Source organism: Martelella sp. FLE1502 (genome assembly GCF_053484255.1).
The window spans coordinates 61,898-86,739 of record NZ_JBAKFQ010000002.1 but is presented as its reverse complement, the minus strand read 5'-3'; the positions used below and the strand labels follow the sequence as shown (position 1 = coordinate 86,739).

The 24,842-nt window shown below is 62.6% G+C and carries 23 protein-coding genes; 9 read left to right on the top strand and 14 right to left on the bottom strand.

The annotated features are described in order from the left end of the window. Window positions 1-25: 25 nt before the first annotated feature. A complete protein-coding gene (locus V6767_RS02310; RefSeq protein WP_448471937.1) occupies window positions 26-2,704 on the bottom strand; it encodes a DNA translocase FtsK in 2,679 nt (892 codons plus the stop codon). 938 nt (window positions 2,705-3,642) lie between these two features. On the opposite strand from V6767_RS02310, the gene V6767_RS02305 reads away from it, so the two are divergent. The 6 genes from V6767_RS02305 (at window position 3,643) to V6767_RS02280 (ending at window position 9,761) form a co-directional block, all read left to right on the top strand. Then, window positions 3,643-4,059 (top strand): hypothetical protein, encoded by a 417-nt coding sequence (locus V6767_RS02305; protein ID WP_448471936.1) that lies wholly within the window; start codon window positions 3,643-3,645, stop codon window positions 4,057-4,059. A 1,191-nt stretch (window positions 4,060-5,250) separates the two neighbouring features. Then, entirely contained in the window at window positions 5,251-6,468 is a 1,218-nt protein-coding gene (gene repA, locus V6767_RS02300) for a plasmid partitioning protein RepA (protein WP_448471935.1), read from the top strand. Further along, window positions 6,465-7,469 carry a plasmid partitioning protein RepB gene (gene repB / locus V6767_RS02295; protein WP_448471934.1) on the top strand — a complete coding sequence of 335 codons (1,005 nt, stop codon included), beginning with the start codon at window positions 6,465-6,467 and terminating at the stop codon, window positions 7,467-7,469. The genes repA and repB overlap by 4 nt, the downstream gene beginning before the upstream one ends. A gap of 205 nt (window positions 7,470-7,674) precedes the next feature. After that, complete coding sequence (gene repC / locus V6767_RS02290; RefSeq protein WP_448471933.1) at window positions 7,675-8,994, top strand: plasmid replication protein RepC; 1,320 nt, start codon at window positions 7,675-7,677, stop codon at window positions 8,992-8,994. A 93-nt stretch (window positions 8,995-9,087) separates the two neighbouring features. Next, window positions 9,088-9,330 carry a type II toxin-antitoxin system Phd/YefM family antitoxin gene (locus V6767_RS02285; RefSeq protein ID WP_448472118.1) on the top strand — a complete coding sequence of 81 codons (243 nt, stop codon included), beginning with the start codon at window positions 9,088-9,090 and terminating at the stop codon, window positions 9,328-9,330. After that, complete coding sequence (locus V6767_RS02280) at window positions 9,330-9,761, top strand: PIN domain-containing protein (RefSeq protein ID WP_448471932.1); 432 nt, start codon at window positions 9,330-9,332, stop codon at window positions 9,759-9,761. The genes V6767_RS02285 and V6767_RS02280 overlap by 1 nt, the downstream gene beginning before the upstream one ends. Window positions 9,762-9,922: 161 nt before the next feature. Here V6767_RS02280 and fic read toward each other — a convergent pair whose 3' ends face one another. From fic to V6767_RS02260, 4 genes are all read right to left on the bottom strand, one after another. Further along, window positions 9,923-11,023, bottom strand: coding sequence for a protein adenylyltransferase Fic (fic, locus tag V6767_RS02275; protein WP_448471931.1), 1,101 nt, complete (start codon window positions 11,021-11,023; stop codon window positions 9,923-9,925). Between the two features lie 209 nt (window positions 11,024-11,232). Next, entirely contained in the window at window positions 11,233-11,655 is a 423-nt protein-coding gene (locus V6767_RS02270; RefSeq protein WP_448471930.1) for a PIN domain-containing protein, read from the bottom strand. Beyond that, window positions 11,652-11,918, bottom strand: a complete 267-nt coding sequence (locus tag V6767_RS02265; protein ID WP_448471929.1) for a type II toxin-antitoxin system Phd/YefM family antitoxin — start codon at window positions 11,916-11,918, stop codon at window positions 11,652-11,654. Before V6767_RS02265 ends, V6767_RS02270 begins: the two co-directional genes overlap by 4 nt. A gap of 85 nt (window positions 11,919-12,003) precedes the next feature. Further along, a complete protein-coding gene (locus V6767_RS02260) occupies window positions 12,004-13,083 on the bottom strand; it encodes a tyrosine-type recombinase/integrase (protein WP_448471928.1) in 1,080 nt (359 codons plus the stop codon). A 147-nt stretch (window positions 13,084-13,230) separates the two neighbouring features. Here V6767_RS02260 and V6767_RS02255 point away from each other — a divergent pair, with 147 nt between their 5' ends. The 3 genes from V6767_RS02255 to V6767_RS02245 all read left to right on the top strand — a co-directional run bounded on the left by V6767_RS02255 (window position 13,231) and on the right by V6767_RS02245 (window position 15,616). Then, window positions 13,231-14,184 carry a DUF1403 family protein gene (locus V6767_RS02255; RefSeq protein ID WP_448471927.1) on the top strand — a complete coding sequence of 318 codons (954 nt, stop codon included), beginning with the start codon at window positions 13,231-13,233 and terminating at the stop codon, window positions 14,182-14,184. 2 nt (window positions 14,185-14,186) lie between these two features. Then, window positions 14,187-14,867, top strand: coding sequence for an SMC-Scp complex subunit ScpB (gene scpB / locus V6767_RS02250; RefSeq protein WP_448471926.1), 681 nt, complete (start codon window positions 14,187-14,189; stop codon window positions 14,865-14,867). 383 nt (window positions 14,868-15,250) lie between these two features. Next, window positions 15,251-15,616: a hypothetical protein gene (locus V6767_RS02245; protein WP_448471925.1), complete on the top strand. Its 366-nt coding sequence runs from the start codon at window positions 15,251-15,253 to the stop codon at window positions 15,614-15,616. Window positions 15,617-15,786: 170 nt separating this feature from the next. Here V6767_RS02245 and V6767_RS02240 read toward each other — a convergent pair whose 3' ends face one another. From V6767_RS02240 to V6767_RS02200, 9 genes are all read right to left on the bottom strand, one after another. Then, the gene (locus V6767_RS02240) at window positions 15,787-16,872 is read right to left on the bottom strand and encodes an NAD(P)/FAD-dependent oxidoreductase (protein ID WP_448471924.1); all 1,086 of its coding nucleotides are present in this window, start codon (window positions 16,870-16,872) and stop codon (window positions 15,787-15,789) included. Next, the gene (locus V6767_RS02235; protein ID WP_448471923.1) at window positions 16,869-17,975 is read right to left on the bottom strand and encodes an alpha-hydroxy acid oxidase; all 1,107 of its coding nucleotides are present in this window, start codon (window positions 17,973-17,975) and stop codon (window positions 16,869-16,871) included. Before V6767_RS02235 ends, V6767_RS02240 begins: the two co-directional genes overlap by 4 nt. Next, the gene (locus V6767_RS02230) at window positions 17,965-18,849 is read right to left on the bottom strand and encodes an ATP-binding cassette domain-containing protein (RefSeq protein WP_448471922.1); all 885 of its coding nucleotides are present in this window, start codon (window positions 18,847-18,849) and stop codon (window positions 17,965-17,967) included. Before V6767_RS02230 ends, V6767_RS02235 begins: the two co-directional genes overlap by 11 nt. After that, a complete protein-coding gene (locus V6767_RS02225; RefSeq protein WP_448471921.1) occupies window positions 18,849-19,667 on the bottom strand; it encodes an ATP-binding cassette domain-containing protein in 819 nt (272 codons plus the stop codon). Before V6767_RS02225 ends, V6767_RS02230 begins: the two co-directional genes overlap by 1 nt. 2 nt (window positions 19,668-19,669) lie before the next feature. Further along, a complete protein-coding gene (locus tag V6767_RS02220; RefSeq protein ID WP_448471920.1) occupies window positions 19,670-20,584 on the bottom strand; it encodes an ABC transporter permease subunit in 915 nt (304 codons plus the stop codon). Further along, a complete protein-coding gene (locus tag V6767_RS02215; protein ID WP_448471919.1) occupies window positions 20,577-21,584 on the bottom strand; it encodes an ABC transporter permease subunit in 1,008 nt (335 codons plus the stop codon). Before V6767_RS02215 ends, V6767_RS02220 begins: the two co-directional genes overlap by 8 nt. 63 nt (window positions 21,585-21,647) lie before the next feature. Continuing rightward, window positions 21,648-21,998, bottom strand: a complete 351-nt coding sequence (locus V6767_RS02210) for a RidA family protein (RefSeq protein WP_448471918.1) — start codon at window positions 21,996-21,998, stop codon at window positions 21,648-21,650. A 31-nt stretch (window positions 21,999-22,029) separates the two neighbouring features. Further along, window positions 22,030-23,133 (bottom strand): NAD(P)/FAD-dependent oxidoreductase, encoded by a 1,104-nt coding sequence (locus V6767_RS02205; RefSeq protein WP_448471917.1) that lies wholly within the window; start codon window positions 23,131-23,133, stop codon window positions 22,030-22,032. Then, entirely contained in the window at window positions 23,130-24,737 is a 1,608-nt protein-coding gene (locus V6767_RS02200; protein ID WP_448471916.1) for an ABC transporter substrate-binding protein, read from the bottom strand. The genes V6767_RS02205 and V6767_RS02200 overlap by 4 nt, the downstream gene beginning before the upstream one ends. Window positions 24,738-24,842: the final 105 nt, after the last annotated feature.

Genomic DNA, 24,842 nt, shown 5'->3' with positions numbered 1-24,842 from the left:
CGCTGTCGCGCTACGGCCTGCCGGGTTAACCCGGCGCGGCCGAATCGAGGATCTCGCGCTTGCCGACATGGTTGGCGGGGCCGACAAGCCCTTCCTTTTCCATGCGTTCCACCAGCGAGGCGGCGCGGTTGTAGCCGATCGACAGGCGGCGCTGGATATAGGAGGTCGAGCACTTCTTGTCGCGCTGGACGATCTTCACCGCCTTGGCGAAAAGGTCGTCGGCGTCGTCGTCCTCGCTGCCCATATCGGTGGCGTCGAAGACGGCGGTATCCTCTTCGCCCTCGTCTTCCTCTTCCTCGTCGACCACGACGCTGCCGAGATAGGTGGGCGTGCCCTGCGTCTTCAGATGGGCGACGACCTTTTCCACCTCGTGATCGGAAACGAAAGGACCATGAACACGGGCGATTCGCCCGCCGCCCTTCATATGCAGCATATCCCCCTGCCCCAGCAAATACTCCGCGCCCTGCTCGCCAAGGATCGTGCGGCTGTCGATCTTCGAGGTCACCTGGAAGGAGATGCGCGTCGGGAAATTGGCCTTGATCGTGCCGGTGATGACATCGACCGAGGGCCTCTGCGTGGCCATGATCAGGTGGATGCCGGCCGCGCGCGCCATCTGCGCCAGACGCTGGATCGTACCTTCGATCTCCTTGCCGGCGACCATCATCAGATCGGCCATTTCGTCGACGATGACGACGATATAGGGCAGCGCGGAGAGATCGAGTTCCTGTTCCTCGAAAATCTGCTCGCCGGTCGTGCGGTCAAAGCCGGTGGGCACCGAGACCATGATGGTTTCGCCGGTCGTGCGCGCCTCGGCGACGCGCTTGTTGAAGCCGTCGATATTGCGCACGCCGAGCCGCGACATCTTGCGATAGCGGTCTTCCATTTCGCGCACGGCCCATTTCAGCGCCAGAACCGCCTTCTTCGGATCGGTCACCACCGGGGTGAGAAGATGCGGAATACCGTCATAGACCGACAATTCCAGCATTTTCGGATCGACCATGATCAGGCGGCATTCTTCCGGGCGGAGGTGATAGAGCAGCGACAGGATCATGGTGTTGATGGCGACCGACTTGCCCGAACCGGTGGTGCCGGCCACGAGCAGATGCGGCATTTTCGCCAGTTCCGCGACCACCGGCTCGCCGCCGATATTCTTGCCGAGGCAGAGCGGCAGGCGGAAATCCGTCGTCATGTAGAGGCGGTTTTCGAGAAGCTCTCTCAGATAGACCGTCTCGCGCTCCTCGTTCGGCAGCTCGATGCCGATCACGTTGCGACCGGGAATGACCGCGACGCGCGCCGAAAGCGCCGACATGGAGCGTGCGATATCATCGGACAGGTTGATCACCCGCGACGACTTGACGCCCGGCGCCGGCTCGAATTCGTAGAGCGTGACGACGGGGCCCGGACGGACATCAATGATCTCGCCCTTGACGCCGAAATCCTCCAGGATGCTTTCCAGCAGTCCGGCGCTCTGTTCCAGCACTTCCTGGCTCAGATCGCTGGTCTCGTCTGCAAGCGGCGCCTGTAAGAGCTCGATCGACGGGAACAGGAAATCGGTCTGTTCGTGTTTGGCCAAAACGTTCAGGGGCCCGGTGACATTGTCCGACGCGTCGTTCTCCTCCGGTACGGGCTGGTGCGGCTGCGTCTCGCCGAAATCGGCAATGTCGGCTTCCGCTTCATCTTCCCACGCATCCTCGTCTATCTCGGCGAAGGCCTCGTCCTGTTCGTCCGTCAGGTCGCTTTCGTCAATGGCATCGCTCGCCTCGACAGGTGCCTCCGGTACCTGGGCGGGCTCTGCCTCAAAGTAATCGTCTGCCGCGCGCCGGGTCGGGCTGTAGAGCAGCACCTGCCGGTAAAGCGCGACCGGCGAAGGCCCCTCCTCCGCGCGTGCCTGTGGCTCATCGGCGACGGTTTCCACCGCGTCGGAGGCGGCGGTCAAAGGCATGAAGCCGTCGTGAGTCCCTGACTCATCGGCAGGGTCGTCTTCCGCAGGCGCCACGGCCTCGGCCTTTGGCGCCGGCGTTGCATCATCGAACAGCCCGAGTTCCATCATCTCGAAGGCAAGCCCGTCGGGAATGAAGGCGAGCGCCCCTGCCCCGGCCTGTGCCTGACGGGTTTCATCCGCCGTTGCTGCGGTTGGGACATCATGCATTTCAGAGATCGAGGGGACTTGCGGAATGTTCACTTGGCTTTCGTCATTGTTTGTTGATTTCTGTTGCGTCGTCGTTTGCGTGACGAGCTCTGGATCGGTTTCGGGCTCGAGGAAGTCCGGCTGCGCTGCGCCAGGCTGCTGCGCGCCGAGCGGGTGGAACAGGAAATCCACCAGCACCGGCGGGTCGTCCCGGAAAGGCTCCGGGGCAGGATACTGCAGAGCCCCCTCCCCCCGTTCGGCCGGCAGTTCTTCGGCAATGCGATCCTGTAGCGCTGCGGCGGGCGATTGCGGCGGCAGGTCGTCACCCTCCTCCGGTTTTGCGGCTGATGCAGGCGATTCGGGATGCTTCTTGTGCGGCGTGCGGGTGAAGCGCACATTCGGTCCCAGCACGAAGGGGCGCTGCCAGGTCGGAAGCCGGTCGGGGTCAAGGATCGCTGCATCCGGATTGCGCCGCGATGGTTCCGAGATCCGGTCGTCGCCGCTGGTCTGATCGCCGTCCGTCCGCAGCGATCCGGCAGGTTTCGATTGAAGGCTTGGAGAACGCGAAAAGGGCATGCTGATGGAGACCAATCTGAGGGCTGTCACTCAGCAGAAGTGATAGAAAAGAAACCTTAACCAGCGGTTTCTTCCGACCAGGAAAGATATTGAAACATAGGTCAGCGAAGGCGCTGAACCTTCGATTGGCGTCGCGCGCGGTTTTCTGCCGGCAAGACGTCTTCGTGGGATCGGGTTATGTTGCGAGACCTCCTGCCCTCCCCTGGCCGAGGTCACCGCAAACGGACTGGATGATGACGGGTCTTATAAGTGACAAGTCTGCCGCGCCCGACCTGTGGGACGGCCCTTGGATTAGAGATGTGAGCGCTTGCTTATACAGACTGGCGTGGCTTCGCAGGCAGCATAAACGCCCTCCTCGCCTAAAACATATGATGCGGCGAAGGCGTGTGAATGTCCTCACCACCAGAGGCACGCTCCGTGATTCTCGCGAAGGCGACGGAACTATGAACTATTATCGATATTAATATCGATAATAGTTCATAGCATGTCGCGCTCGGCGCATATGATTGAACCGGAAGTCGGTTGGCGCAGTACAGGATGAATCATCCGAAAAGCTGGGAGGAATTTTTCGACGAATTGCGGCGCGAGATGGCTAACGGTCACCTACAAACGCGCGAGTGGCTTGCGGAGGGTGTTGTCATTGTACATCGGCGCCACCCGGCACACCGCTGCCCGCCTCGCCTTCGCCGAACTTGAGAAAAGCGGCCTTGTGCTCCGCGCGTGCAACAAGGGCGTCCATTCCGTGGCTGCATGATCCGGGAGGTCATGGAGTTATATGTGATCGGCGAAGGTCTCGAATGCCAGGAAGCGCGGCGTTTCACCCGCCCTGCTTCCCCGGAAGCAATCGCGGCGCTGACCGATACTCCACCCGCCATCGTGAGGCGTCAGTGAGCCCACGGCTGGGCGAAGTTCTCGAATAGATTGACCGGTTCCACGAGATGCTGTGCCGGGCGGCAGGCAATCGCCAGCTGGCAAATGCGAGCCGCCACTGCGCATTTGCCCCGGAGCCGATCCGCGCCCGTGCCTTCGCGAGCCGCGAAATCCGGGAGACCGCGAGCGCCGAGCACCTCAAGATGATTGACGCCCTTGCCGCTGGTGGCGCTGATGGGTTTTGCCCGATCATCGTCCTGTATATCGCACGGCCGAAGGAGTTCTATCTGCGGGCCCATGATATTGGTGGCTCGTCGCGCCAGCGTGAGTCTCTGAGCTCTCGCGCAGCGCACGGCGCTGGAGCGGCGTTTTCAATTGAAAACAATCGAACACCGGCGTCTGGCGGCGTGGCGTCGTGTCGAGGACCCGTTCGATCGATGGCGAGCCAGGCTGGAAAAGGTTTTCAATTGAAAACACGCCGATGAATGTAGTTCGTCACGAACCGCTGAGCGCGACGCTTTTCCGAAATCGACGACACGTCCTGAAGCATTGTCTTGCTCGGCTTGCGGCTGGAGAGTGCCCTTCTGACGAGGAATGACGCTATTTCTCACGTCTCTGGCTGGGATGCTGGCCGCACCGCGCACTGATAGATCTGACGGGAAGTTTTCAATTGAAAACAGTCGAACAGTGGGTCGGGCTGAGGTCGTGCCGTCGGGCAGACTACTCGGCCGGCATCGCCACGACGGATGCCGAAGGGTAATCCGGCGTAAGGGAGGTGTGGACGGACGAGGCTCGCCGAATTTCGCCGGCGCGGTTCGTCTTGCAAGTTTTGCTTAGCGGTCTCGCCGCGGGTTCCATCAGGCGTGGCCGTGAATGCCAACGGGCGAGCATCAGGGCGTTTGTGCAAAGGACACGGAAGAGTCTTCCGAGCGCCACCGACAGGTGCAAGCCGGTTTGCAGCGGCACGGTGCGCCAAAACAAAGCGCATGATTATGGGCGGATCAGACCGGCCGCCCGGGGCGATCGGTTGCGTCAATAGCACAATGTTCGCCGCCGTCCGAGGATGCCAGTTGCGGCAGGTGATGCAGCGCTGCCGCGGCGGCGCTGGTTACAACACGCCTGGTCGGCGTCGTCAGGTTTTCGCATGCTCTCTTCGGGAGCAAGTCTTCATAGATCGCGTCGGGCCGCATCGCGAGAGCACGAAAGGGGTGACGTCCTTTGGCTTCTGGCGAAATGAAAGACGCGTGACGAACACGGCGTGGTGACTGTCGTCGGTGATGGTATCCTCCGGCCTGCCCGATGAGCCGGTGTAGCGGTCTGCGGCACTTGATGCGGGGGATACGCGTCGTTCGAAGGGGAGGGTTGCTTGCGCAGAAATAGTTACTGGCACACCGCAATCGCCTCTTCGTCCAAGTCCAACGGGAAGGATAAGGCGCATCGTCGCCGGAGCGGCCGAGCAGATCAACACATAGAAATCGGCTTTCGTTCAACTGACAAACACCGGCGTTAAAATGCCGGGGGACGCCGGCGTCATACCAAATGCCGCAACACCCGAACCAGCAGGCCATGGGGCACCGCGCCTGTTAATATTTCATTAACCAAAAACCCCTTGCAGAATCGGTGCGAGTCATGCAGCGTTGACGCAAATGGAGTGAAATCGGACAGGAAACCGTCAGATGACCGAAACAGCCGCATATACCGCGACCGGCGACACAGCGGCAAAGATCGAGGATTATACCGACCGGCTGTCCGCTGAGCTGCAGTCGATGCGCCAGCGCATCTATCCGCCGGAGGCGCATAAGCAGTTCACGCGCACCTTTTCGACCCTCGATCTCGTCAAGCTGCTCGATGTGCCCGAAAGCACATTGCGGGCAATGACCATTGATGGCAAGGGGCCGCAGCCCTCGCGCGCGGACAATAACCGGCGCATCTATCAGGTCGGACAGCTTGCCGAGCTGCGCCAGTTTCTGGCCGACCGCCGCCCGGACGATGCGCTCAGGCTGTGGCCGCGCCGCAGGGGAGGGGAGAAGCTGCAGGTCGTCGCCACCGCCAATTTCAAGGGCGGCAGCTCCAAGACCACGACGTCGATCCACCTGTCGCATTATCTGGCGCTGCAGGGCTACCGGGTGTTGTGCATCGATCTCGATCCGCAGGCCTCGATGACCTCGATCTTCGGCCTCCAGCCGGAATTCGACGTCGGCGAGAACGAAACCGTCTATGCCGCGCTGCGCTATGACAATGAGCGCCGGCCGCTCGCCGATGTCATCCGCGAAAGCTATTTCCCCGGAATCGATCTCGTTCCGGGCAACCTCGAACTGATGGATTTCGAGTTCGATACGCCGGCCTATCTCGCCCAGCGCGAACGCGATGAGCTCGGCCTGTTCTTCGAACGGCTGAAGAATGCGATCGCTTCGGTCGAAAGCGACTATGATTTCGTGGTGCTCGATACGCCGCCCTCGCTCGGCTATGCGACGCTGGCCGCGCTTTACGCGGCGACCGGTCTGATCGTCACGGTGCATCCGGCGATGCTGGACGTTGCCTCCTGCAACCAGTTCCTGATCATGATTTCCGATCTCGCCGATACGCTCGCGCAGTTCGGCGCCCGGTTCGATCATGATTTCCTGAAATTCCTGATGACCCGGGTCAATCCCAATGACGGGCCGCAGAAATACATGTCGAGCGTGATGCGGCGATTGTTCGAGAACGACGTGCTGGTCTACGAGGCGATCGAATCGACCGCGATCGCGGGTGCCGGCGTTGCCAAGAAATCGCTCTACGAGCTGGAAAGCGGCGAGGTCGGCCGCGAGGCCCTGAAGCGCGCGATCGAGAGCGCCGACAATGTGAATGGCGAGATCCTGGCGCTTCTTCGGGCCGTATGGGGCAGGGCATCATGAAGAAGAACATCCTGAAAATGATGGCGGAAGCCAATAGCGATGAGAAGGGACCGGACGTACCGGTCCCCTCGCCGCTTTCGCGTTCCAGGCGCGGTTCGTCCGTGGTCAGCAATGTCGGCAAAGCCTTGAATACGCTGTCGGAATCGAGCAGTGTCGTGCTGGATCCGGGCAAGATCGACGCCTCGCCCTATCGTGACCGTTTCGAAAGCGATGGCGAGGCGACTGAGGAGATCGAAAGCCTCGCGGCGTCGATCCGCGCCGAAGGGCAGAAAATGCCGGTTCTGGTTCGGCCGCACCCCAAGGCCGAAGGGCGCTACCAACTCGCCTACGGCCATCGCCGGCTTGCCGCGATCCGGTTGCTCGCCGCCGAAAGCCGGACGCCGGCCGAGGTGACGATCCGCGCCTATGTCCGCCCGCTCGATGACCGGGAACTGCTGGTGGAGCAATCGCTCGAAAACGGCGTGCGCGAGAACCTCACCTGGATCGAGCAGGCGCTGTGGGCGGCGCAATTGCGCGAGGCGGGTTTTTCCAGCGTCGCGATCGAGCCGGTGCTTGGCCTTTCCAAGACGCCGATCTCGCTGATGCTGAAGGTCGCCAGCGCGGTCCCGAACGATATCATTTTCGCCATCGGTCGCGCCAAGGGCGTTGGTCGGCCGAAGTGGATGGCGCTTGCGGAAACCTGCCTGAAGGGCGGGGACGAAGCGGCGTCCCGCATCCGTTCTATTCTCGAAAACCAGGCCTTCCAGTCCGCCGATGCCGCGCGGCGCATCGATCTCGCGGTGAAGGCCGCGCGCGGCGGGGAAGACAGGCCCGCGGAGAAATCCGTGCGCGAACTGGTCAGCAATGGCCGAAGCCTGGGCCGGATCGCAACCGGCGCCTCCGGCACCACGATATCGATCGCAAGGCAGGAATCCGACTTCGCCGAATGGCTTTCCGAGCGCATGGATGCGCTTGCCGAAGAGTATTTTTCATCAACCACCGGCGCCAATCGCGAAGATTAAAAACATCGATGGCCCGATGGGCGATAACCGAAACAGGAAAAGGAGAGAAACAGACAAAAGAAAAGGCCCCCAAACGACAAGCGTCCGGAAGCCGATAAGTTCTTAGCACCTACTGATTCGCATTTCCGGCCGTCCCAGTCAAGTGGCTGCAGCTCATTCCGTGAGTTGCGGATGGGATTTCTTTTGCCTTTTTGAGAGGTGAACCATGGACAATGCGATGACAACGACGCCCTTTGGGCGGCGGCCGATGTCGCTCGCGATGCTTTCAAGCCAGAAAGTGGCGCGAGAAGCCCCCAAGGGGGTGCGGCTCAACAAATGGAAACTGTTTCATACCGTGCGCGAGGCGCGGGCAGCGCTTGGCGCGAGCGATCGCGGGCTTGCGATCCTGAACGCGCTTTTGACCTTCTATCCCGAAAACGAGCTTTCGGAGGAAACCGGCTTCGTGGTCTGGCCTTCCAATGAACAACTGATTGCCCGCGCCAACGGCATCTCGCCGGCGACGCTGCGCCGTCATCTGGCGGTCCTGGTCGAATGCGGCCTGATCATCCGTCGCGACAGCCCCAACGGCAAGCGCTTCGCCCGCAAGGGCAGGGGAGGGCAGGTGGAGCAGGCCTATGGCTTCGACCTGTCGCCGCTCGTTGCCCGCGCAGAGGAGTTTGCCGCGATGGCCGAGACGATCGCCGAGGAGCGGCGGGCGTTGAAATGCGCAAGGGAACGGCTGACGCTCCTGCGTCGCGATATCGTCAAGATGATCGAGGCCGGGCTCGATGAGGGGGTTCCGGGCGACTGGGCGAAGATGGGCCGTGTTTACCGCGACATCATCGACCGGCTTCCGCGCCTTCCTGACCTGGCGATCGCGGAGGATATTTGCGATGCCCTGGCTTTGCTGCATGAGGAAGTGCGTGAGACATTGGAAAATCACGTGAATTCGCAAAATAAGAACGCCAATGAGTCTCATACTGAGCGCCACAAACAAAATTCAAACCCAGACTCACAATCTGAATCTGAATACAGCTCTAGAAATAGGTCAGAAGCGAGCGGCAGCGCCGGCGAAACCGACAACCTGCACAGCCTGCCGAAGCGGGAAATGCCATTGGCACTGGTGTTGGATGCCTGTGAAGGCTGGCGGGATCTGGCGAAGGGCGGCTCCATCCGCAACTGGCGGGAGTTTCTGGGCATCGTCGAGATCGCCCGGCCGATGCTGGGCGTCAGTGCCAGCGCCTGGCGCGAGGCGGCCGAGGTCATGGGCGACAAACAGGCCGCAATCACCCTTGCCGCGATCTATCAGCGCGGCGAAGCCGTCGTCAGCCCCGGCGGTTATCTGCGCAACCTGACGGAACGGGCGAGAGACGGCCAATTCTCCGTCTGGCCGATGGTGATGGCGCTGTTGAGGGCCCGGATCGAGGCCGGAAACAGCCCGCCGCCGCCAAAACCCGATGACGATAGCGCAGGGGAGGGCGGTCGCGATGACGGTCTTTCGGTTTCGCCCGCTTTGGCACGGTCAGTGAAAAGACCGCCGCGATGAGGCCGCGAAAGGTGAAGCGAAGGCGTGCGTCCTTGTGAAACTCCCGCGAGAAGACTATATATGACTACAGTGGTTACAAATCAGGTGGCAATGATGAAGGAAATTCAGCTTAGAGATGCCAAGGCGACGTTTTCCGCTGTTGTCGATCAGGCCGTGCATGGCACACCGTCGGTAATCACGCGGCGCGGGCGCAAGGAAGTGGTTATCCTGTCCTATGAGGAATACGAGAAGCTCGCCCACGTGCCCAGTTTCGGCCGACTTCTGGCTGCTTATCCAGGCGATGAAGACACGCTCGACGAGCGCAGTGACAAGCCCGGCAGGACCGCCGCGCTCTGATGTATCTTGTTGATACCAACGTCATCTCGGCGCTCGCACCCTCCAGGCACGGGCGTGAAACAGCGCTGATCGCGTGGCTTGACAGAAGGAGCGATGATCTTTTTCTGTCGGTCGTGACGGCTGCCGAGGTACGCGCCGGTATTGCCAAGGCCGGGCGTGAGCATGCGAGGATGAGAGCCGAGCGTTTGCAGGCGTGGTGGCAGAGCATTGAATATCTCTACGGACACAAAATCCTGCCCTTCGATCTTCGATGCGCCCACGCGGCCGGCGAGATCACCGATGCCGCCCGCGCGCATCAGCCGGGCTTTGCCGATATCGCCATTGCCGCGACGGCAAAGGCCCATGGGCTGACGATCCTGACCCGCAATATCCGCCATTTCGCACCGCTCGGCGTCCCGCTTCACGATCCGTTTCAGTCTTTGCCGGGGTGACTTGCTTTTTTTCAGAAGCCAGCGCAGGGCATTCCGGTTCTCAACGTGTGCCGCGCTCTCCGCACGAAAAATCCAAATAGAATGTCGCGCCAATTATCGGATCGAACAATGGAGCAACCTTCCAGCCTGAATCGGCCAGTTCGCTCCGCGACAGCGCGCGTTCAGACGCCCGCAACCGGCGTCCGGTCGCTCAGAAGCGCGAGCAGGGCGGGGTTGATATAGAGGTTTTCGCGTCCGGCCTTCACCTCCTGCAGCAATCCCGCCTCGACAAGCGCCTTCAGATAGACGGAGGCGGCCTGGCGCTTGGCTATGCCGGCCTGTACGAGATCGCTGATCCTGCAATATGGATTGACGAAGATTACCTCGGCCAGCTCGCGCGAATAAATCTTCGGCAGATCGCGGCGGATGCGCGCGGCGGTCTCGTCGAGCAGATCGCGAATGGCGCGGATGCGCGCGGTCGACCAGTCCGCCGTTTCGCGCACGGCCTGGAGCATGTAGAGGATCCACGCTTCCCATGCGCCATCCGTGGTCACCGCCAGCAGCCGGTCGTAATAGGCGCGCTTGTGGCCGATAATATAGCGGCTGAGATAAAGCACCGGGATATCCAGGAGACCCTTGTCGACCAGATAGAGCAGGTTGAGGATGCGCCCGGTGCGGCCATTGCCGTCGATGAAGGGATGGATCGCCTCGAACTGGTAGTGCATGACGGCGAGCCGGATCAGCGGATCGATCTCCTCGGCCTCGTGGATGTATCGTTCCCAGTTGGCGAGCTTGTCGCGCAGCAGGGCCTGGCCTTCCGGCGGCGTGTAGATGACGGCGCCCGTCGCCTCGTTCATGAGCGCCGTGCCCGGCGTTGTGCGGATGTCGAGATCGACGCCCTTGATCGTGCGGCAGACGGCGACGGCGGTCGATGTCGAGACCGGTCGGGTCTTCAGTGATTGAAAGCCCTCATTGAGCGCGGTGCGATATCTGAGCGCCTCCTTGGTGGCGGGATCGGCCCGCTCCGCCGGCTCATTGGCAAAGCGGAACAGCCGGTCGGTCGTGGTGACGATGTTTTCGATCTCGGAACTTGCCTGCGCCTCCAGCAAGGGGATCGAGTTGATGAGCACGGATTGATTGGGGATGAGCTGCCCGGAAACACGAAGCTCCGCAAGCGCCGCCCGTGCGTTGATGCAGGCCTTGAGCACCGCCTTGCTCTCCACGTCTTCGCGCGGGGGAAGGGGAGGCAGCGCGTTATAGGGCGTGTCCGGTTGAAATGACATGTCGCGAGCTCCCGTTCTGATCGACACATTGCAACGGATATGTCGCTGGCATCGACATAACAGTCAAACATGTCGATGGAAAGTAATTTTATCGACATGTTTTTCGCTGCGCGAGTGGGGGAATCAGACGCAGAGCTTACCGAAAAGCCTAGCAGTCTGTTCTGAAGAAATAGGGCCGGGCTGAAGGATTCTGAAATTTGAATAGCAAATCACCCGGCCCAAGGATCAATGAGGTCGATGCCACGGTCCTTGAAATCCTTGACGTTACGCGTTGCAAGGACGAGGTCGTTTGCTCTTGCCGTGGCCGCGATCAGCCCGTCTACCGATGACAGTGCGCGACCGCGACGCTTTGCGTCCCCTATTAAGTCGCCCCAGGCGAAAGCCACGGCTTCGTCCACCGCAAGCACGCGGTGTTCGAAACGTTGCGGCAGATCGTTGGCAAGCCAATCTGCAAGAGCATCGCGCTTTCGCCCGCTGTCCATGAGCGCGACACCACGACGGATTTCGGCAAGCGACACGACGCTGATAAAGGAGCGATCCTCATCAATCTCATCGAGCCACGCAAGAACGCGGCTTTCCGGGCGCGGTTTCGTCACTTCCGAGAGGACATTGGTGTCGAGCAGGAGCTTCACAGCGATAGATCGCGCGGTTCGTCGCCTTGGCGGTCCAGATCAATCTCGGCACCATGCAGCGGGGAGGCCATCAGAAACTCGGCCAGCGTCCCCTTGCGTGCGACCTTCCGCTGCCATTCTTTGGCGGAGACGACAACGACTGTTGGCTTTCCGTTGCGCGTAATCGTCTGTGGCGTGGATTGCGCACGCTCAATCACCTCTGAAAGCTTTGCTTTTGCTTTGGCGACTGTCCAGTTCTTTTCATCATGCGATTCGGGCTGCATTACCGCCTCCTGACCAGAATGACTATGATGACTATATAAATCGCCGACTTATGGACCGCAAGTGGCGCCGGAGTGGAGACGGCGTCTACAACCCCGCGGCCTTGGTGAGATTGACCCTGAAGCGATCGCGCCTGCGCTGGTATCGCCTTGTCATTTCGGCAGACGCATGGCCGAGCTGTTTCTGGACATAGCGCTCGTCGACTTCGGCCGAGGAGGCGAGGCCGGCGCGCAGCGAATGGCCGGAGAACAGTTTTATCCGCTCTGCTTCGGGCAAATGGCCGCGAATGCCGGCGGCAAGCACGGTCTTCTTGATGAGGCGGGCAATCTCCTGATCCTTCAGCCGGTCGGGTCCAACCGCCTTGCCCTTGCCGGTGACGCGCCGGAACAGAGGGCCATGGCCAATCTTGCCGAGTTTCAGCCAGGTCTCGACCGCCGCGACCGGACAGGTGAGGTCGGAGGAGCCGCGGCCGATCTCGACCTCGCGCCAGCCGGTTTTGCCCCGGAGCGTCACCAGCATGCCCTTGTCAAGGATGTCGATCCAGCCGTCTCCCTCCTCGGTCTGGTCGCGGCCGCAGTCGAGCGCGACGATTTCCGAGCGGCGCAGGCCGCCGGCAAAACCCATCAGCAGCATGGCGCGATCGCGCAGGCCCCGGAGCGTGCCGCGATCGAGCGTCTCGACCATGGCGATCAGCTCCTCGGGCAGGATCGCCTCTTTCTGGCGCGGCGGCGCGGCATGGCGATTGCGGATGCCGGCAAGCACCGTGGCGATATGGCGGTCGCGGCGGTCGAGCGAGAGGCCGCGCTGGGCATAGTTCCATGAGATCGCCGAAAGCCGCCGCTCGATGGTGGAAACCGCGCTCGGCCTGGTCCGAGGGGCCGCTTCCCCGGAGGCGAGCGCCGTGATGTAGAGTCCGACCGTTTCGGGATCCGGGGTGAGGGCGGAGAGCCCATTGCGCCGGCACCAACTCGAAAAATGCGCCCAGTCGGCGGCATAGGCGCGCCTTGTATTGGCCGAACTCGAGGCGTCGACATAACCCCGGGCGCGTTCGACCAGCGGCGCAAGATGCCCCGTCAGCGTTCCCGACGCCCCGCGCGGCTGCACTTCATAAGCGGCGCTCGTGCCGAGAGACGGGCTGGCGTGCGGATCGGCGTCATTTTCGGGCATTGAGGGCCTCAAAATGGGGATTCTCTCTATAATGAGCATTATGAACGATAATGCAAGATTATCAATCATAATAGGAAAAAGACAAGCTGTGCGGTTTCGTCACGATTATGCTGGTATTAACTGCTCGTTTCGGTTAGCGTCGACGCCATGGATTCGCGAACCGCACCACACGCCGAAACCGCTGCGTTCACGGCACCCCTGCCAGGCTGGACGCGTTTGCGCGGGCCCGAAGTGAGCGAAGCCGATGCCGCCTTCTCGGCCGGTATCGCTCTGAAATCGCTGGATGATCTCGTTCGTTCCGAACCGACATGGGCCGGCTGCTGGCGCGAACGGCAGGCCCTGAAATGTGCCGTCTCCGCCGTCCGCCTGACCGGCCGCAATGATGACGAACACGCGTTGCGTGACGCGCTTTTGCTCACCGCCGCCGGCGACGATCCGGGTCCGGCCGGAAAGATGTTTCTGGCCTACAAAAGGCTCGCCGCCCGAAAACCCGGTTTTTCTGCGAAACAGGTCGCCGATCTCGCCGACCTGATGGGGCTCGCCTTCGACGACCACCTTGCCGCCGTACCGGAGCTGGCAGACGCCGCGCTTCAGTCCGGCCGGGCCGTCCCTTTCGTGGTCGCCGACCTTGTCACCGCGATCCTCGCCACCCGTCCGGATGCCGAGCCGCTCGCCTGGGCCATGGCTGACATGCTGACTGTAACCTTGCTCAAATGGAACCGGCCCGTGCCGCTGCTGATGACGGAGCGCTACGGCCCGGCGTTTCGGACCATCGGGGGCAGGGGCCGGGTGCGGCCGGGCGAGCCTGGGTTTGCCCGCGCGGTCTGCCTGGCACTCGCCGATGGTGCTGCAACTGCATTGCGATCGGCAGACGCGATCGCGCGCCGGGCCGATGTTCTGGAAGCCGTGGCGCCGAAGGTGCGGACCAAGGGCGCGAGCCCTATCATTCAGAAACTACTGGACGAGGACGCCATGCCGGCCAGCGCGCCCGGCAGCAATCTTTCGCGTTGGGCCGCCTCGCGCCTGTTCGAACGGCTCGAGAGTTTTGGCGCCGTGCGCGAACTCTCCGGCCGGTCGTCGTTCCGGATCTTTGGATTGTGACGATGGCCGGATCAAGTACTGCCAAAGCCCGCCGGAAAGCGAACGCCACAGACGAACGTCTGTTTGATCGGGAGTTGGAAGACCTGCCGCCGGAACTGCGCTGGCGGGAGTGGATGCTCAGGGTCGAGGCGGTGATCTTTGCGTCAAGCGAGCCGGTCGGCCGCGAAACGCTTGCCCGGGTCGTTGGTATGGACTGCAGCATCGACCTTCTGATCGACGATCTCCGCGAAGAACTCACCGGCCGGCCCTACGAGATCGTCTCGGTCGCCTGCGGCTGGCAGCACCGCACTCGCCCCGCCTATGCCGACGCCATCCGCGCCTCCGCAGCGCCGACGCGTGGCGAGATGGCCGCGCTCTCCGAATTCGAGTCGATGGTGCTGATGGCCATCGGCTATTTCCAGCCCATCACCCGCACCGAACTGTCAAAAATCTTCGGCAAGGAGGTCAGCCGCGACACGATCGCGTCGCTGCGCAACGCCGCCCTCATCGCCTCCGGCCCCCGCAGCCCGACGCCCGGCGCGCCCTATACCTATGTCACGACGAAACACTTCCTTTCGGTGTTCGGCATGGAAACGTTGCGCGATCTGCCGGATATCGAAGCGCTCGAGGATGCGGGGCTGCTCAGCAGAGAAACTGTGCAGGAGGAGGCGATGGCGGGCGTGGGCGACGGCGAAGGCGAATGAGGCTGCAGTCGTAGAATGCTCGGGCGACGTCTTGAAACGCGCATTTGCGCCTATATTTGGCGGTGCCCTGTCAAACCCTTGCCCATCTTCAGATCGATTGCCAAGCATAACGTATTAAGCCCTGATGTCACACCTACATTTGCTCTTGTCCGTTTGGACCGGTGTAGCAAATAGCAAAGTGGTGACGATATCTCCGGAACGTCCAGTGCGGCAAAGGTTGACCGGGTTTTGAAACCGGGACGCGCGATGACCGGCTTGCCTCGCTCATCGATCTCCTGCCGACCTTGACCGATATAGCAAGCGATGGAACGTTTGATGACTTTCAAGCGCCGCTTGACGGACGGAGCCTGCTTGCTCCGGCCTTGCCGAAGGAGGAGCAGAGAGTGTTCATCGAATCCACCGGGGAGACGCTGCATGCGCCGGCGCTGATTGTGGTCGAACAGGATCGCAAGCTGGCGCAGACGGGCGATGACTCGCCAATGATGTTCAACCTGGAAACGGACCCGCTCAAGCAGAACAACATTGCCCGCGCGGGTGATGCCTTAGAGGCGGATTTGTGCGGCGAAAATTGCAGGTCGCCGGGATTAACCGGCACTTGGCGAATGCGTACGCGCCTCGCAGCGCAAGCGCATATTTATCCAACAGGCGATGGCGAAGAACGGGCCGCTTCCAGCCCGGGATTTTACGCCGCCTTTCGATGCTTCGCGCGCCGATGTGCGCGGTGCGGTCGATCCGGACAGTATTGCTAGCCAGGCGCGCAGAAGGCTGGCATTCGTGAAGCCGGCGCAACCCACCAGACCCGATCCTGTACCAAAGAAGTCATGAGCTGTGCCCACAGTACTGTCCAGGCCAATGCCGGCTGCAGCGGGGCACGATGCCAGCCTCTCCCCCACGGAAAGGACTGTCTGGCGGTTCGGTGTCAGAAGTAGAATCGCGAGGGCCGCAGCCCGTCGAGTTCCGCTGCCGCCGCGCCATCCAGGATTTCTCGAGCGGCGAGGTCGGCCCAGATCGGGCCCCAGCCGATGCCGCCGTGGGAAACGGCGAAATAGAATCCGGCAAGCCACGGCAAGAAGCCGATGACCGGTCCGCCCGGCGGGATCGCGCGAATGCCGACCCGCATGGCTGACGGCTCAAGCCCTTCGAGTGAAGGAATGGCGCTGGCGACATCGGCGAGCATATCAGTTCCTGAAACTCCGTTCTTGCCATGGGTTGCCGTCAGCCCCTCGCCGCGCCAGTGGATGGCCGTGCCATGAGCGTGATCAGGCCGCAGGAGCCAGTTTGCGCCGTTGATCACTCGCTGTGGCAGGGCGGAGCGCCCGATACCCGCATAAACCATGACGCCGGGCACGAGTTCGAGCGGCATGGCAAGCCCGGCCATGGCGGCGATGTGGGTCGCGTGGCCGCCGGCAGCATTGACGACAATATCCGCGCCGATCCGCGATCCGTCCTCAAGAATAAGGCCATTGACGCCTTCGGCGCGATGCTCGATCGCCGCGACGCCGCTGCCGATCCGCAGCTCACCGCCGCTGAGGGTAAAAACCCGGATCAGTTGTTCGATCATCGCCGGCGCGTCGACCCAGCCCGAACGTAGCTCGAAGGCGACACGCTCGTCTTCCGGCAGGCGGAGCTGCGGCTCTATATCGCTGACTTCGCTTGAGGAAAGGACCTCGACCTGTGCTCCGGCTTCCCTGCTGAGGGCCACCGCCGTGTCGAAATCGGGAACGGCGCTTGCGACCGTCAGCGTGCCCGACCAGTCCAGCCAGTCGCCGCCCAATTCTTCTGCCAGCCGGTCGAAGCGCGCATTCACCGAAAGACGCAACTGCCGGCGACCGGGCGCTTCCGGCCAGCTTAACTGCGGGAAGGAGGACAGCCACGAGAAGGATGCGCCGCTCGTGCCCGCTCCGGGCGCGCCTTTGTCGATCAGGACGACGTCGGCCCCGCGCTTCTTGAGCCGATAGGCGATGTTCGCGCCGATTGCGCCGGCGCCGATGACCGCGATCTTCATGGTCGCGACCGGAAGATTTCGGGTGAAAGATCGCTCACCGACGAACAGCCGAGATGGCCGAGCGTCGTCCAGAACTCATCCTTCAGAAGATCGAGCACGCGTTTCACGCCGGCCTCGCCGTCCGCGGCAAGGCCCAGCGCGCAGCTTCGACCAAGGGCGACCGCATCGGCGCCGAGCGCAAGCGCGGTGGCGATGTCGCTGCCGCGCCGGATGCCGCTGTCGAAGACGATCGGCACATCGGGCCCGGCCTCGGCGCGAACCTCGGCAAGCGTGTTAATCGAGGCCGGCTCGCGATCGATCGTCCGGCCGCCGTAATTCGAAACGTAGAGCCCCTCGGCGCCGGCCGAAAGCGCGGCGCGTGCACCGGCCTTGCTGGAAACGCCCTTGACGATGCAGGGCAGCGGCGCCTCGGCAATCACGCGCGCCGCCTTTGCCCAGTCCCAGCGCGGCTTTGTGAAGTCCAGGAGTTCGCGCAGCATCGCCTGGTCCGACTTGCCGGGCCCGAAATTCGAGGGCTGGCCCGCCCCCGGCATCGAGAACCGGTCTTCCATCATCCGCTCACGCCACTGGCGGATCGGCGAGTAGGTCACACAGATGCGTTCATAGCCGGCATCCTTCGCGCGGTGGATCATGTCGATGACATGGTTTTCCTCACCGCAGAAGGTCATCTGAAAGATGACGGCCGCAGGCGATCCCGCGCGCACCTCTTCCAGCGAATGCCCGGCCGCGACCGGGACCATCTGGCGAATGCCGGCGGCATGGGCCGCACGGCCAACGGCGAGCATGCCATCGGAATGAAACAGCGTCTCCCCGCCGCCGAACGGCGCGGTGAAGGCGGGAAAGGAGAGATCGTGGCCGAACAGGTTTGTGCGGGTATCCGGGTTGGCGACGCCGGCAAAGAGCGGCGCGTCGAACAGATAGGCATCGAAGGCCGAGACATTGCTCCGCGCCGTCACTTCGTCGCCCGTTCCGCAATGCATGTAGTTCCAGATCGCATCCGAGAGATTGTGCCGCGCGGCGGCATGGATGCCCCTGAGAGAGGCATATTTCTCGCGCGTCGCATAGCGATCGTCGCGGCGGACCTCTTCGTCTCTAACGGTCACGGTCATCTCCTGTCGGTTGGAAGGCCCGCGACCGTCGTTCGGCGTGGCGGGCAAGGCGCGCGCGGATCGCGTCGGGATCCGTGGAAGGCGTCGAGGCCAACAATTGTCGGGTGTAGGGGTGGGTCGGATTTGCGAAGATCGCCTCGCACGCGCCGCGCTCCACGACCGCGCCGGCATTCATCACCATCACCTCATCCGATATACGCCGGACCACGCCGAGATCGTGACTGATGAAGACATAGGAAAGGTCGAATTCGCGCTGCAGGTCCGCAAGCAGGTTCAGCACTTTCGCCTGTACCGAAAGGTCGAGCGCGCTCACCGGCTCGTCAAGGATCACGATTTTGGGATTGACCATCAGCGCCCGGGCGATCGCGATACGCTGACGTTGACCGCCTGAGAACATGTGCGGGTAACGAGCGGCATGGTCACGCGCGAGCCCGACCCGCTCGAGCATGTCGCCAACCCGCTCGCGCCGCGCCGCACCGTCGAGGGCGGTGTTCAGCAGCAGTTCCTGGCCAAGCGCATCACCGATCTTCTTGCGCGGGTTCAGCGATCCATAAGGGTTCTGAAAGACGATCCGGACCTTGCGCCTGAGTTCGGGCGAAAGGTGATGGCGGCGGATATCCACCTGCTCGCCGTCGACGATTAGTTCGCCTTCGGTCATCGGGTCGATCAGCGTCAGGATGCGTCCGAGCGTAGACTTGCCGCAGCCGGTTTCCCCCACGACGGAAAGCGTGCTGCCTTTTCTGAGCTTCAGGTCGACTCCCTTGAGCGCCCTGACGGGCTCAGCCCTGCGCAGGAGCCGGGCGCGACCGGGATATTCACGCACGAGGCCGAAAGCTTCGAGGATTACAGGCGTTTCCTGACCGGTCATCAGAAGTCCACTCCCGTCAGCGGCCCGCCGCTGCTGCGCTCCGGCAGCGCCGAAAGCAGCGCCTTGGTGTAGGCGTCCTGCGGCGAGACGAACAGCGACAGCACATCCGTCTCTTCCCGCTTTTGCCCCTGATACTGAACGATGACGCGCTCGGCCGTCTCGGCGACCACGCCCATGTCGTGGGTGATGATGATCAGCGCCATGCCGCTACGCTCCTGAAGATCGATCAGCAGGTCGAGGATCTGTTTCTGGATGGTGACGTCGAGCGCTGTCGTCGGCTCGTCCGCGATCAGCAGTTTCGGCTGGCAGGCGATTGCCATGGCGATCATCACCCGCTGGCACTGGCCGCCCGACATCTGGTGGGGAAAGGCACTGATTTTCTGTTCGGGTTCCGGCATACCGACGGCGCGCAGCAATTCCAGCGTCTTCTCGCGACGCTCGGCCCGGCCGAGGCCCTGATGCTTCTTCAGCACCTCGCCGATCTGGAGCCCGACGGTATAGGCTGGATTGAGCGAGGCGACAGGCTCCTGGAAGATCATCGCGATATCGCGGCCGATGATCCGCCTGCGTTCGCGCGGCGGCAGGCCGGCAAGATCAATCCCGTCAAACAGCATCGCGTTGGCAGCAACTGTCGCGGTGTCGGGCAGAAGGCCCATCACCGCCAGCATGGCGACGGATTTTCCCGATCCGCTTTCGCCGACGATGGCCAGAACCTCGCCGGCATCGACATGCACGTCAATGCCATTGACCGCCATCATCGGTCCGTCATCCGTCTCGAAACTGACCGTCAGATTGCGGATTTCTAGGAGGTGGCTCATGTTCAGCTCCTCTTCAGCCGCGGGTCGAGCGCGTCGCGCAGGCCATCGCCGCACAGGTTGATCGCCACGACCGTGACAAGAATGGCGATGCCGGGAAAGGTGACCACCCACCAGGCCCGCAGGATGAATTCGCGCGCCTCGGCAAGCATGGTGCCCCATTCCGGCGTTGGCGGCTGCGCGCCGAGACCGAGGAAACCAAGGGCCGCGGCATCGAGAATGGCGGTTGAAAACGACAGCGTCGCCTGGACGATCAGCGGCGCCAGACAATTCGGCAGAATGGTGCCGAACATCAGCCTGAGGGCGGAGGCCCCCGCAATCCGGTCTGCCGTCACATATTCCCGCGCCTTCTCGTTCATCACGCTGGCGCGGGCAAGGCGGGCGAAATGCGGCTGCAGCACGAGCGCGATGGCGATCATCGCATTGGTGAGCCCCGGCCCCAGAATGGCGACCAGAACGAGCGCCAGGAGCAACGAGGGAAAGGCGAGGATGACATCCATCACCCGCATGATGGTGCTATCGATCCAGCCGCCGAAATAGCCGGACACAAGGCCGATCACGATGCCGCCGACGAGTGCGATGGTCACCACCATGGCGCCGATCAGCAGCGAATAGCGCGCGCCGAAGATCAGGCGGGAGAGCATGTCGCGTCCGACAGCATCCGTCCCGAGCGGAAACGCCAGCCGCCCGCCCGCCTGCCAGAACGGCGGCAGGAGCCGGTGATCGCGAAACTGATGTGTCGGGTCATAGGGCGCAAGCAGCGGGGCCAGAACCGCCACGACGACGAGGAAAAGAATAACGGCGAGGCCGATCAGAGCCCCGCGATTGCGGCGGAAATCGCGCCAGAAGGCCCGGAATGCGGCGCGGCCGGCGCCTGCGTCGGCGGTATCCGACCTGATCGGAGCGAGCGGTTCAGCCATGACGGATCCTCGGATTGATGACGGCATAGAGAAGATCGACGATCAGGTTCACGACCATGACCACGACGGCAATGACGAGCAGACCGCCCTGGACCACCGGATAATCCCGCTTGGCAATGGAATCGACCATCCACTTGCCGATGCCGGGCCAGGAGAAGATCGTCTCGGTCAGGATGGCGCCCGCCATTAGCGAACCCACCTGAAGTCCGATGACCGTGACCACGGGGATCAGCGCATTGCGCAGGGCATGGCGGCCGACGATCAGCGCCGGTCCCAGGCCCTTGGCGCGGGCGGTGCGCACATAGTCTTCGCTCAACACCTCGAGCATGGCCGAACGCGACTGCCGAGCGATCACCGCCATCGGGATCGTGGCGAGCACGATCGTCGGCAGGATCAGGTGCGAAACCGCCGAACGGAAAGCGCCGGCCTGACCGGAAAGCAGACTGTCGATCAACATGAACCCGGTCGGCTGGGGAAAATAGTACTGAAGCCCGATCCGGCCCGAAACGGGTGTCCACCCGAGCGTGCCGGAAAAAAGGATGATCATCAGAAGACCCCACCAGAAGATCGGCATGGAATAGCCGATGAGGGCGGAGGTCATGGAAATCTGCTCGAACCAGCTGCCGCGCTTGACGGCGGCGAAAACGCCGAGCGGCAGACCGATGATAATCGCAAGGAACATGGCGCAAAGCCCCAGTTCCATCGTCGCGGGAAAGAAGGTCAGGAAATCGCCGGACACCGGCCTGTGGGTTACAAGCGACGTGCCGAGATCGCCGTGCAGAAGGTCGTTGAGATAGGAGAGATATTGCTGCCAGATTGGTCGGTCGAAGCCGAACTGTCTCATCAGTTCGGCATGGCGCTCCGGCGTCATGCCGCGCTCGCCGGCCATCAGCATGATCGGATCGCCGGGCAGCACCCGGACAAAACCGAAGGCGACGATGGTGATGCCGAACAAGGTCGGTATCAGCACCAGAAGCTTTCCAACGAGATAGCGGAACACGAGACGATCCTTTCAAAGAACCGGATGGCGGAACCCCGCCACCCGGAAACCCCAGCGGCGAGGTCAGTCGACCGCCGCCGTGATCACGATCTCGACGAGACGTCGCGGATCGCCCAGATCGGCGACGCCGATCGCGGCGCGCGAGGGCAGATCGGCGGCGTTCAGCCATTCCGTCCAGGCTTCGGTCATCGCGGCCTTGCCGGACATGTCGGACAGGTAGACCCGGGCATGCAGCAGCCGGGACTTGTCGCTGCCGGCCTGGGCGAGCAGATCATCGAGCTTGGCGCAGATTTCTGCGGTCTGGCCCTTCATGTCGAGGTTCAGATCGGTGGCGGCATGGCCGGATGCGTAGAGCACACCATTGTGGACGACCCCGCCATGCAGGTGGGGACGGGAATTCAGGCGTTTGATCATTGTTTTTCCTTGGAAGTTGCCGCCGCCTCGCTCAGGCGGCGGGATGGTAGGGCTCAAGCGGCACTTCCGCCGCCTGACCCGTGGCGATGCGCGCCAGTTGACGGCCGGCAAAGGGACCGATCGTCAGTCCGGCGGCGCCCAGGCCGTTGCCGAGGACAAGCCCGTCAATGCCCGGAACCGGTCCGAGGATCGGCCGGAATTCCGGCGGCGCCGGACGAAAACCGATCCGCGTTTCGATGAGCGTCGCATCCGCAAGGCCCGGCGCGTAGCGAAGTGCGGCGGTCAGCACCTCGTGCTGACCCTCGCAGGTCACGCGATAGTCGAATCCCTTGCCGTCTTCGCGCGTAGCGCCGACCACGACCCGGCTGTCGTCGAAAGCGAGCAGGTAATGGCTCGCCATCGGCAGCAGCACCGACCATTGCGACGTGTCGACCCCCTTCATGCCGAAATGCAGGATCTGCCCGCGTTGCGGCTTTACCGGATCGACAAGGCCGAGCGGCGCGAGGATCTGCGAAGCCCAGGCGCCCGCCGTTACGATGACCTGGTCCGACGGTATCGGCTGGCCGCGTCCGTCGAGAACGACCGCGCGGCCGCCCTCAAGCTTCAGCGTCGCCAGATCGCTGATGAAGGTCGCGCCGAGCTTGACGGCAGCCCGCACCATGGCCGGGGCAAGCTGGCGGGCATTCACCCGCGCGCCTCCCGGAACGTAGAACGCCTTGTAGGCCTTGTTGATCGGCGGAAAGTGCGTCTGGGCCTGCGCCGGCGTGATTTCTTCGAAACCGCCGGATTCCGGCGCATCGGCCGTGCGCTGCGCGAGACGTTCGCCGGCAGCGGCGTATTCGGCGGGATCCTCCGCCGTCACCAGCGCACCGACCTTGCGGTAGCCGACATCCGTCTCGCCCCTTTCCGCAAGCCCGGAAACGAGCTCATCGTAGTAGCGGGCGCCGGCGGCATACATCCTGTACCATTCAGGCTCATCGGCCTTGGTGGCCCAGGGGCAGACGATGCCTGCCCCCGCAAGCGTCGCCTTGCCCTGATGCTCTTGGTCGACGATGGTGACATCATGGCCCGCGAGGGCCAGGTGATAGGCTGTGCTGGCGCCGAGAATACCGGCGCCAATAACGGTCACCTTCATTCCACGGTTACTCCGGAAAGGCGGGACGAACCGAAGATCGCCGGCACATAACCATGGACCTTCTTGTTGACCGCCGTGATCGTGTCGGCGCCGCCGAGAACGATGACCGGCACTTCGTCATGAACGATCTGCTGGGCTTCGTGATAGAGCGCAATGCGTTCGTCCTGATCGGAGATCGCGCCGGCTTTCTTCATGACCGAGTTGAAATCATCATCGCACCATGCGCCGATATTCGACGGCGCCGGCGTACCTTCGGCATTACAGGTCAGGTAGTTATTGGGGATCTGGCTCGGATCCGGGAAATCGTAGATCCCGCCAAACATGCCCACCTCGGCTTCGCCATTGCGGGCGCGCTGAATATATTCGGCCCATTCATAGGTCATGATATTGGCCTCGACGCCGATCTCCGCCCAGTCCGCCTGGATCATCTCGGCTGCGCGGCGGCCGTTCGGCATGTAGGGGCGCGATACCGGCACGGCCCAGAGATCGACCTCGAAGCCATCCGGATATCCGGCGTCCGCCAGAAGCTTCCTCGCATGCTCCGGATCATAGGGCCAAGGGTCGATATCCGTGGCGGAGCCCCACATCGCCGGCGGTACGACGGCGCCGGTCACATGGCCCATGCCGCTGTAGACGACCTCGACGAGGTTATCCATGTCGATCGCCTCGGCGAGCGCCTGACGGACCTCCCGTTTGTTCAGCCTGTCGTCGCGGAAGTTGAAGTGCAGCATGCCTGTCGAAGCAACCGGCGTCTGCACGGCATCGATATTCTCGGCCTCCTCGATCTGCGCGCGGTCGGCGAGGTTCGGGTAGAGGCTGATCAGGCACTCGCCCGCTTCCGCCCGCTGCAGGCGCACGGTGGCATCCGCCGAAATCGCCATGACGACGGCATCGACCATCGGCGTGCGCTCGTCGTCGCCGAGAGCCGCGCCCCAGGTATCGGCGAAGGGCAGCAGCCGCACCACCGCATCCGTCTGGTAGGCCTGCAGTTCAAAGGGACCGGTTCCGATCGGATCAAGGTCGAACCGCTCGGGCGTGCCGGCGTCCATCATGGCATCGGCATATTCGGCCGAGGTGATGACGATAGAGCCATGTGCCATCGTGCCGAGGAAGGCGGCGAGCGGCTCCTTCAGCTGGAAGGCGACGGTGTGGTCGTCGATCTTCTCGATGGAGTCGATGTTGTCGGCAAGCTTGGCGTTGAAGGTCACATAGGTGCCGCCGGAAACCTGATGATATGGGTTGTCCGGGTTCATCATCCGGTCGAAGGTGAAGATCACGTCATCGGCGTTCATCGCACGGGTGGGCGTGAAGCCGTCGTTCGACTGCCAGGCAACGTCGGGGCGCAAACGGAAGGTGTAGGTCTTGCCGTCGTCGGAGATATCCCAGCTTTCGGCCAGCGCCGGTTCGATTTGCGATCCGCCGCGCTCGACCGAAACCAGGCCGTCGTAAATCTGACCAAGCACATAGGCGGTCGTGCCGTTGCTGGTCAGTTCCGGATTAAAGGTTTCCGGCGCGCCTTCGATGCACACGGTCAGAACGCCCGCATGGGCGGCAGGCGCCAGCGCCAGCATCGCTGCGCCGCAAAGATATTTCAGCTTGCTCATGTCGTTCCCTTCTCGCTCGGCGCGTGCTCGTAATTTGCCCGGCCGTTTTTTGATGATTGTAAGAGAGTGCGAAGCCGGTATGATTGTCAAATCAGTAATTATCCG